At 72.7% G+C, this 9476-nt stretch carries 7 protein-coding genes; 6 read left to right on the top strand and 1 reads right to left on the bottom strand.

Annotation, left to right across the window (positions count from 1 at the left end; translation table 11 throughout):
• Positions 1–214: 214 nt before the first annotated feature.
• A complete protein-coding gene (locus ACFP3V_RS21955; protein WP_380586037.1) occupies positions 215–1156 on the bottom strand; it encodes an SLAC1 family transporter in 942 nt (313 codons plus the stop codon).
• 152 nt (positions 1157–1308) lie between these two features.
• Between ACFP3V_RS21955 and ACFP3V_RS21950 the strand changes: the two genes are divergently transcribed.
• The 6 genes from ACFP3V_RS21950 to ACFP3V_RS21925 form a co-directional block, all read left to right on the top strand.
• Complete coding sequence (locus tag ACFP3V_RS21950; protein WP_380586035.1) at positions 1309–4995, top strand: nitrate reductase subunit alpha; 3687 nt, start codon at positions 1309–1311, stop codon at positions 4993–4995.
• Positions 4995–6620 carry a nitrate reductase subunit beta gene (gene narH, locus ACFP3V_RS21945; protein WP_380586033.1) on the top strand — a complete coding sequence of 542 codons (1626 nt, stop codon included), beginning with the start codon at positions 4995–4997 and terminating at the stop codon, positions 6618–6620. The genes ACFP3V_RS21950 and narH overlap by 1 nt, the downstream gene beginning before the upstream one ends.
• Positions 6617–7279 carry a nitrate reductase molybdenum cofactor assembly chaperone gene (gene narJ, locus ACFP3V_RS21940; RefSeq protein WP_380586031.1) on the top strand — a complete coding sequence of 221 codons (663 nt, stop codon included), beginning with the start codon at positions 6617–6619 and terminating at the stop codon, positions 7277–7279. The genes narH and narJ overlap by 4 nt, the downstream gene beginning before the upstream one ends.
• On the top strand, positions 7279–8004 hold the full coding sequence (gene narI / locus ACFP3V_RS21935) for a respiratory nitrate reductase subunit gamma (RefSeq protein WP_380586029.1): 726 nt from the start codon (positions 7279–7281) through the stop codon (positions 8002–8004). The genes narJ and narI overlap by 1 nt, the downstream gene beginning before the upstream one ends.
• 472 nt (positions 8005–8476) lie before the next feature.
• The gene (locus ACFP3V_RS21930) at positions 8477–8851 is read left to right on the top strand and encodes a hypothetical protein (RefSeq protein ID WP_380586027.1); all 375 of its coding nucleotides are present in this window, start codon (positions 8477–8479) and stop codon (positions 8849–8851) included.
• Positions 8852–9116: 265 nt separating this feature from the next.
• Positions 9117–9476: ABC transporter substrate-binding protein (locus ACFP3V_RS21925; protein WP_380586026.1), on the top strand; the 360-nt coding region annotated here is incomplete at its 3' end.

The raw sequence follows: 9476 nt of genomic DNA, 5'->3' as shown, positions 1-9476 counted from the left end.
CGCCTACGACCACTGACCCTTGGAATCGATCATCTAGGCCGGTCCGGCGATCTTCCCTGTCCGCCCCGTAGGCGGTGGTCCGGGGAAGACGAGCACGTCGGCGAGGGCTCCGGCGGGGACGTCGGGGTGGCCGGCCGTGCGGGGGTGCTCGGCGGCGCGGGCGTCGGCGACCCGAACACGCGAACTCCCGTCCCAGCGCCCGGGCCGACCGCTGTCAGTGCCCGTCTGCCGCCGAGCGGGCCCGGGGCAGGCGGCTGACCAGGAAGCCCGCCGCGGTGAGCGCCCAGGCCGCCGCGGCGATCCAGAGCAGCACGGTGCCGAGCCCGTGCAGCCAGGTCCAGCCCGTGACGGCCGCCGCCGTCAGCGCCGCGACCGCGGTCATGCCGAGCGGGAACACCGTCGCCCAGCGGCGGACGTCGAACCGCAGCCGCGGCCGGCGCATTTCGGCGGCGAGCAGCACCAGGTACCAGGCCAGCGCCAGACAGAGCAGGAAGGCGGTCGCGGCCCGCAGCGCGTCGTGCAGGGGGCCGGTCCACCCCTGCCAGGAGGCGAGCTTCGCGGCGGCCAGCGCGGAGATCGACAGGGCGCCGGCCGCGACCCACTGGTCCCCCGCGCCGGTGAGCACCTGGCGCAGGTCGAAGCGGACCAGGGCCGCCCCGTACAGCACGAGGCCGAGCAGGAAGCAGCCGAGAGCGGGCCAGGGCAGCCACCCTCCCTGGCCCGTGAGGGCGAGGGTGGCCGAGTGCACCGCGAGGGCCTGGGTGGAGACGCACACCAGGAACACCGCCCCGGGCAGATGCCGGCGCCAGTGCCGCAGTACCGAGCCGAGCAGCCCGGGCCAGACGAGGACCGCGAGGGCGAGCAGGGTGAAGGCGAGCCCCTGACGGTCGCTCAGCGAGAAGCGCGTGCCCAGGACGCAGGTCGCGGCGACCGCGGTGAGCGCGGGTGGCGTGGCGGCCCGGACGGTCCACGTCTCGCGGTCGCGCAGGAAGGTGAGCGCGAAGGCGGCGGCCAGCAGCAGCCACAGGGCCGCGCCGCACGCGAGCAGCGCGAGGGAGAGCGGTTCGGGGCCGGTCAGGTGCAGGCCGACCGAGACGATGCCGGTGGCCATCACAGCCGAGCCGGTCGCCGGGGGGATCTCGCGCCACCATCTCACGGGGACATTCTTGGGTCGGCGGACGCGTCATTCCTCCACTGATGGTGTGTTTGATGGTTTTTCACCCGAGTCGCGGCGTGGCGCCGGGAACCGCGGTCCGGGCCGTGGAACAACGGAGGACGATCGAACTGATCTGCCGTCAGGAGGCCACCGTGGGCAGGGCGACGTCGGAACCGGGCGAACTGCTGCTGCGCACCGGGAAGTTCTTCCGCCCCGGTACGGCCGCCGCCGACCTGCACCGCGTGGAGCTGCGCGGCGGCCGCGCGGGCGACGTCTTCTACCGCGACCGCTGGAGCCACGACAAGATCGTGAACTCCACGCACGGCGTCAACTGCACCGGCTCCTGCCGCTGGAAGGTGTACGTCAAGGACGGCATCATCACCTGGGAGACCCAGGCCACCGACTACCCCTCCGTCGGCCCGGACCGCCCCGAGTACGAGCCGCGCGGCTGCCCGCGCGGCGCCGCCTTCTCCTGGTACACCTACTCGCCGACCCGGGTGCGCTACCCCTACGTCCGGGCCGTGCTGCTGGAGATGTTCCGCGAGGCCAAGGCCCGCAACGGCGGCGACCCGGTGCTGGCCTGGGCGGACCTGCAGACGGACCCCGAGCGCCGCCGCCGCTACCAGCGGGCGCGCGGCAAGGGCGGTCTGGTGCGCGCCAGTTGGGACGACGCGGTGGAGCTGGTCGCCGCCGCGCAGGTGCACACCATCAAGGAGTACGGCCCGGACCGGATCGCCGGCTTCTCGCCCATCCCGGCCATGTCGATGGTCTCCCACGCCGCAGGCGCCCGGTACCACTCGCTCATCGGCGCGCCGATGCTCTCCTTCTACGACTGGTACGCGGACCTGCCCGTCGCCTCCCCGCAGGTCTTCGGCGACCAGACGGATGTCCCCGAGTCCGGCGACTGGTGGGACGCGGCCTACCTGATGATGTGGGGCTCCAACGTCCCGGTCACCCGCACCCCCGACGCCCACTGGATGGCCGAGGCACGCTACCGGGGCCAGAAGGTGGTCGTCGTCGCACCGGACTTCGCCGACAACGCCAAGTTCGCCGACGAGTGGCTGCACCCCCACCCCGGCACCGACGCCGCGCTCGCCATCGGCATGGGGCACGTGGTGCTCAAGGAGTTCTTCGTCGACCGCACCGTGCCCTTCTTCGACGACTACGTACGGCAGTTCACCGACCTGCCCTTCCTGGTCACCCTCCGGGAGCGGGACGGCGCGTACGTCCCGCACAAGTTCCTGCGCGCCGCCGACGTCGCGGACAGCAGCGAGGGCGCCGAGTGGAAGACGGTCGTCCTGGACGAGCACAGCGGAAAGGCCGTCGTCCCCGGCGGCTCCCTGGGCTTCCGCTGGACCGAGTCGGGCAAGGGCCGATGGAACCTCGACCTCGACGGCGTCCGCCCCGCGCTCACGCTGCACGGCAACACCGCCGCCCGCGGCGTCGAGGTGCTGCTGCCGCGCTTCGACACCGAGGGCGGGGAGCACGGCCAGGGCCGTGGCGGGGTCATGCGGCGCGGCGTGCCGGCGTTCCGGATCGGCGGCCGGTCCGGGCCGGTCGTCACCACCGTCTTCGACCTGCTGCTCGCCCAGTACGGCGTCGAGCGGCCGGACCTGCCCGGAAGTTGGCCCACCGGCTACGAGGACGCCGAGCAGCCCGGCACGCCTGCCTGGCAGCAGGCGCACACCTCCGTGCCCGCCGCCGCCTGCGCCCGGATCGGCCGCGAGTTCGCGCGGACGGCGGAGGAGTCCCGGGGCCGGTGCATGATCCTCATGGGCGCGGGCACCAACCACTGGTTCCATTCGGAGACCATCTACCGGGCCTTCCTCGCCCTGCTCCAGCTGACGGGCTGTCAGGGCCGCAACGGCGGCGGCTGGGCGCACTACGTGGGCCAGGAGAAGTGCCGGCCCAACACCGGCTGGGCGACGCTCGCCTCCGCCAACGACTGGTCCCGGCCGCCCCGGCAGATGATCGGCACCGGCTGGTTCTTCCTGCACACCGACCAGTGGCGCTACGACCACTTCCGCGCCGACGTCCTCGCCTCCCCGCTCGGCACCGGCGCCTTCAGCGGCATGACCGGCGCCGACTGCCTCGCCCTGGCCGCCCGCACCGGCTGGATGCCCTCCTACCCGACCTTCGACCGCAACCCGCTCGACCTCGGCGACACGGACGACCCGGTGGCCGCCGCCGTCGCCGAACTCAAGGCCGGGACACTGAAGTTCGCCGTCGAGGACCCGGACGCCCCGCAGAACTGGCCGCGGGTGCTCACGCTGTGGCGGTCCAACCTGTTCGGCTCCTCCGCCAAGGGCGCCGAGTACTTCACCCGGCACCTGCTCGGCACCCACTCCGGCCTGCGCGCCGAGGAGGCCCCCGCCGACGTCCGCCCCCGCGACCTGGTCTGGCGCGAGCAGGCCCCCGAGGGCAAGCTCGACCTGCTGCTCTCCCTCGACTTCCGGATGACCTCCTCGACGCTGCTGTCCGACGTCGTGCTCCCCGCCGCCACCTGGTACGAGAAGCACGACCTGTCCAGCACGGACATGCACCCCTTCGTGCACTCCTTCACCCCTGCCATCGACCCGCCCTGGCAGGCCCGCACCGACTTCGACGCCTTCCACGCGCTCGCCGCCAAGCTCAGCGAGCTCGCGCAGACCCACCTCGGCACCCGCCGCGACCTGGTGGCCGCCGCGCTGCAGCACGACACCCCCGGCGAGACCGCGCAACCCGGCGGCGTCGTCCGCGACTGGAAGGCGGGCGACTGCGAGCCCGTCCCCGGGCAGACGCTGCCCACCCTCACCGTCGTGGAGCGCGACTACACCGCGATCGCCGCGAAGATGGCCGCGCTCGGGCCGCTGGTCGAGAAGCTCGGCCTGCCCGTCAAGGGCATCACCTTCCGCCCCGACGCCGAGGTCGCCGCCCTCGCCCGCGCCCACGGCACCGCGCGCGGCGGTCCGGCCGACGGCCGACCGCTGCTGGACACCGCCGTCAAGGCCGCCGACACCATCCTCGCCCTGTCCGGAACCACCAACGGACGCCTGGCCGTCCAGGGCTTCCGCGCCCTGGAGCGGCGCACCGGGCAGCGGATGGCCGAGCTGGCCGAGGAGCACCAGGGCAAGCGCGTCACGTACGCCGACACCCAGGCCGCGCCGGTCCCGGTGATCACCTCGCCGGAGTGGTCCGGCAGCGAGTCCGGCGGACGCCGCTACACCGCCTTCACGCTCAACACCGAACACCTCAAGCCCTGGCACACACTGACCGGCCGTCAGCACTTCTTCCTCGACCACGACTGGATCCACGAACTCGGCGAGGCCCTGCCCGTCTACCGGCCGCCCCTGGACATGCACCGGTTGTTCGGTGAGCCCCGGCTCGGCCCGGACGGGCAGCGCGAGGTGACGGTCCGCTACCTCACCCCCCACAACAAGTGGTCGATCCACTCCGAGTACCAGGACAACTGGTTCATGCTCTCGCTGTCCCGCGGCGGCCAGCTGGTCTGGATGAGCGAGCAGGACGCCGCCGCCATCGGCGTCCGGGACAACGACTGGATCGAGGCGGTGAACCGCAACGGCGTCGTCGTGGCCCGCGCCGTCGTCTCGCACCGGATGCCGCCCGGCACCGTCTACATGCACCACGCCCAGGAGCGCACCGTCAACGTGCCCAGGGCGGAGGAGACCGGCCGCCGCGGCGGCATCCACAACTCGCTCACCCGGGTCCTCCTCAAACCCAGCCACCTGATCGGCGGCTACGCCCAGTTCTCCTGGGCCTTCAACTACCTGGGCCCGACCGGCAACCAGCGCGACCAGGTCACCGTGATCCGCCGCCGCTCGCAGGAGGTGCGGTACTGATGCCCGGGAGCGGAGCGGCCGTCGGCCGGGTCATGGCCCAGGTGGCGATGGTGATGAACCTCGACAAGTGCATCGGCTGCCACACCTGCTCGGTCACCTGCAAGCAGACCTGGACCAACCGGTCCGGCGTCGAGTACGTCTGGTTCAACAACGTCGAGACCCGGCCCGGCCAGGGCTACCCCCGCCAGTGGCAGGACCAGGAGCGCTGGCGGGGCGGCTGGAAGCTCAACCGCCGCGGCCGGTTGACGCTCAGGGCGGGGAGCCGGGTCAGGCGGCTCGCCGAGATCTTCGCCAACCCGGTGCTGCCCGGCATCAAGGACTACTACGAGCCCTGGACCTACGACTACAACAAGCTCACCGACGCGCCCCTCGGGGAGGACTACCCGGTGGCCGCGCCGCGCTCGCTGCTCACCCGCAAGCCCATGAAGATCGAGTGGTCCTCCAACTGGGACGACAACCTCGGCGGCATGCCCGAGCGCGCCGGCGAGGACCCGATGGTCGCCCGGCTGCGCCGGCAGGCCTCGGAGAAGGTGAAGTTCGCCTTCGAGCAGAGCTACATGTTCTACCTGCCGCGGATCTGCGAGCACTGCCTCAACCCCGCCTGCGTCGCCTCCTGCCCCTCCGGGGCGATGTACAAGCGGGAGGAGGACGGCATCGTCCTGGTCGACCAGGACCACTGCCGCGGCTGGCGGCAGTGCGTCACCGGCTGCCCCTACAAGAAGGTGTACTTCAACCACCGCACCGGCAAGGCCGAGAAGTGCACCTTCTGCTACCCGCGGATCGAGGTCGGCCTGCCCACCGTCTGCTCCGAGACCTGCGTCGGCCGGCTGCGCTACCTCGGCGTGCTGCTCTACGACGCCGACCGGGTCACCGCCGCCGCGTCCGTGCGCGACGAGAAGGAGCTCTACCAGGCGCAGTTGGACGTCTTCCTGGACCCGGCCGACCCAGAGGTCCGGGCCGCCGCCGAACGGGACGGCATCGCCCACGACTGGATCGAGGCGGCCCGCCGCTCCCCGGTGCACGCCCTCATCGCGACCTATCGGGTGGCGCTGCCGCTGCACCCGGAATTCCGCACGTTGCCCATGGTCTGGTACGTCCCGCCGCTGTCGCCGGTCGTCGAGGCGCTCACCGGGACCGGCTTCGACGGTGAGGACGCGCGCAACCTCTTCGGCGCCATCGACACCCTGCGCATCCCGTTGGAGTACCTGGCCGGACTGTTCACCGCCGGGGACACCGGACCCGTGCGGCGCTCGCTGGAGACCCTCGCCGCCATGCGCGCCCACATGCGCACCCGCAACCTCGGCGGGACGCCCGACCCGGCCGTCCCCGCCGCCGTCGGCCTGACGGAGCGCCAGATCGAGGAGTTGTACCGGCTGCTGGCCGTCGCCAAGTACGAGGAGCGGTACGTCATCCCGACTGCCGCCATGGCCGACGCCCACGCCCTGGAGGAGTCGGCCGTCCCGGCCACCTGCAGCATCGGCCACCTCGACGGGACGGACGGCGACAGCGAGAAGGGGCCGTTCGGCGAGAACTCCGGCCGCAGGACGCTGCCGCTGGTCTCGCTGGAGTCCTTCCACGCGCTGCGCCGCCGGCAGACCGCCGATCGTTCGGAGGACGTCCTGTGACCCGCAGCGCACGCGGCCGGCGCGCCGACGCGGCCACGGCCGTCCGGTACCGGGCAGCCGTCCGGCACCAGGCCGCGGCCCGCTGCCTCGGCTACCCCGACGCCGAACTCCTGGACCAGCTGCCGCTGCTGCGCGCGGCCGTCGGCGACGAGGACCCGCTCGGACGCTTCCTCGACCATGCCGGGGTCACCCCGCTCTCCGAGCTGGCCGCGCACTACACCGAGGTCTTCGACTTCCGGAACCGGCACAGCCTCCACCTCAGCTGGTGGACCGACGGCGACACCCGCCGCCGGGGCACCGCGCTGCTCCGCTTCACCCAGGTCTACCGCGAGCACGGCCTGCGGTTGCAGGGGGAGGAACTGCCCGACTTCCTGCCGGTGGTCCTGGAGTTCAGCGCCGCGACGCGCAGCGACGCGCTGCTGCGCGAACACCGGCCCGGACTCGAACTCCTGCGCCTGGCCCTGGAGGAGGCGGCGACACCCTACGCCCACGTGCTGACGTCGGTCTGCGCCACCCTGCCCGGCGCGAGCCCGGCCGACCGCGCGCAGGCGCTGGCCCTGGCCCGCTCGGGCCCGCCCCGCGAGGATGTCGGCACCGGCGGGGAGCTGCCGCCCTACGGCCACCTCGCCCAGCTCCCCGTCCTCACCGGAGGCCGCTGATGGACACGTTCCTGTGGAGCGCGCTGCCCTACATCGCCTTCGCCTGCCTGGTGGTCGGCCTGGTCTGGCGGTACCGCTACGACCAGTTCGGCTGGACCACCCGCTCCAGCGAGGTCTACGAGTCCCGGCTCCTGCGGTGGGCCTCGCCGGCCTTCCACTACGGCATCCTGTTCGTCCTCGCCGGCCACCTGATCGGCCTGTTCGTCCCCAAGAGCTGGACCGACGCGGTCGGCGTCAGTGAGCACTCCTACCACCTGCTCTCGCTCGTCGGCGGCACGGTGGCGGGCGTGCTGGCGGTGGCCGGGCTGGCGGCCCTGGTCTACCGCCGGCGCACCAACACCCCGGTGTTCCGGGCCACCACGTGGAACGACAAGATCGTGTACCTGCTGCTGGTCGGCGAGATCGGCTTCGGTATGTACACCAAACTCACCAACTCCGGCCTGAGCCACGGCTACGACTACCGGGACACGATCGGCCCCTGGGCACGCAGCCTGTTCGCCCTGCACCCGCGGACGGGACTGATGGCGACCGTGCCCACCACCTACCAGGCGCACGCCGTCATCGGCATGGTGATCATCGGCATGGTCCCGTTCACCCGGCTGGTGCACATGTTCAGTGCGCCGTGGTTCTACCTGTTCCGCCCGTACGTCGTCTACCGCAGCCGCCCCGTGGGCCGGATCGGCGAACGCCCGGCCCGCCCCGGGTGGGAGAGCATCGACGCCTGAACGCCGACGGGTTGACGGGGGGTCAGCTGTCGCCGGCGCCGATCCACCACGGGTCATCACCCCTGCGCCGTCCGGGTGACTCGGCGGACCGGGTCGTTTCCTGTTGCACCCGTTCGGTGATCGTTTCGCACGGCGGGGACGCCGCTCGGGGCCAGGGGCCTGGTCCACGGACACGCAGTGAGGTATCCAGGTGGGCAAGCGTACGGGCAGCAAGAGGCGGACGACGTCCCAGGCGCCGCGGGCGAGCGGACCGGGGAGGCGGGCGCATTCTCCGGTACCGGAGCTCGCCCCGCCCGACAAGGCCGTCGGCCCGGTCGCCGTGGCGGGTGCCGTCGGGGACCGGCAGCGGGAGGCGCAACCGTCCGGTGAGGCCGCCGCCCTTCCGCCTGCTTCCCCCGCCCCGCAGCGCGCGGTCAGGACGCGCGCGCAGCGCCCGGTGCCACTTCCGCCGCCGGACGCTCCTCCTGCGCCCGTGGCCGAACTCCCGGTTCCCGACGGCGCCTTGAGGCCGTCCGTCCGGACCGCCGTCACGGAACGGCTGGGCGCGGTGCCGCTCGCGCCCGTGGGGCTCGCGCTCGTGTGCCTGGTCTGCGCCGGGGCGAACGCCTTCGCGGGGGCCCACTTCATCGGCGGGCGCGGGAGCAGCGGCGCCCCCTACCTGCTCGCCGGGGCGGTGGGGCTGATGCTGCCGTTGGCGTCGGCCGCGCACTTCGCGCGGCGGGTGCGGCGGGAGCCGAGCGCGGTCGGCCTGCTCATGGTCTGCCTTGCGCTGGCGATCCTCGTGGCCATGTTCGACTACAGCCTCATGGCCGGGGCGCTGCTCCACTACTGCTTCGCCAACCTGTGAGAAGCAGCCGTTGACGTCCCGTCAGCAGCAGCGCCGCCAGGCCGGCTTGACCGGAGGGGACGGGCGGCCCCAGAGGGGTCTGGCACGCGACCGGCCGTCCCGACCGGGGTGAACGACTGCACCGGGGCTGAGCCTAGGGAGTCGTTCCGGGCGCCGCCACCGGGCTGCCGCCACCCGGTCGGAGGCGGCGGAATTGCGCGCCGCCCGCGCGGGCCGTCGACTCGGAGACGTCCGACCAAACCGACGCGGTCGCAGGAGGCACCATATGCGCGGATCCACCCACAGCAAGCTGGCGATCGGCGCCGTGGCCGTCGCCCTCGCCGCCACTGCCTGCAGCAGCAGCGGGAAGTCGAGCTCCAGCAGCGGTACCGGGAACAGCAGCGGCATTGTGACCGCGTGGTGGGCGGACCCGCAGAACCCGCTCGAGCCGGCCAACACCAACGAGGTCAACGGCGGCGCCGTCCTCAACATGATCATGCGTGGCCTGATGCGCTACGACCCCAAGACCTCCAAGGCCCTGAACGACCTGGCCGAGTCGATCACCTCCACGGACCAGCAGCACTGGACCGTCAAGATCAAGTCCGGTACCAAGTTCTCCGACGGCACCCCGGTGACCGCCAAGTCC

Origin of the sequence: Streptacidiphilus monticola (genome assembly GCF_042658505.1) — a bacterium.
GTDB lineage: Bacteria > Actinomycetota > Actinomycetes > Streptomycetales > Streptomycetaceae > Streptacidiphilus > Streptacidiphilus monticola.
The sequence above is the reverse complement of the archived record's forward strand: the minus strand, read 5'-3'. Positions and strand labels throughout refer to the sequence as shown.

Coding starts and splice junctions, on each gene's coding strand:
- narI (WP_380586029.1), top strand. CDS start 7,279: ATGGACACGTTCCTGTGGAGCGCGCTGCCCTACATCGCCTTCGCCTGC.
- narH (WP_380586033.1), top strand. CDS start 4,995: ATGCCCGGGAGCGGAGCGGCCGTCGGCCGGGTCATGGCCCAGGTGGCG.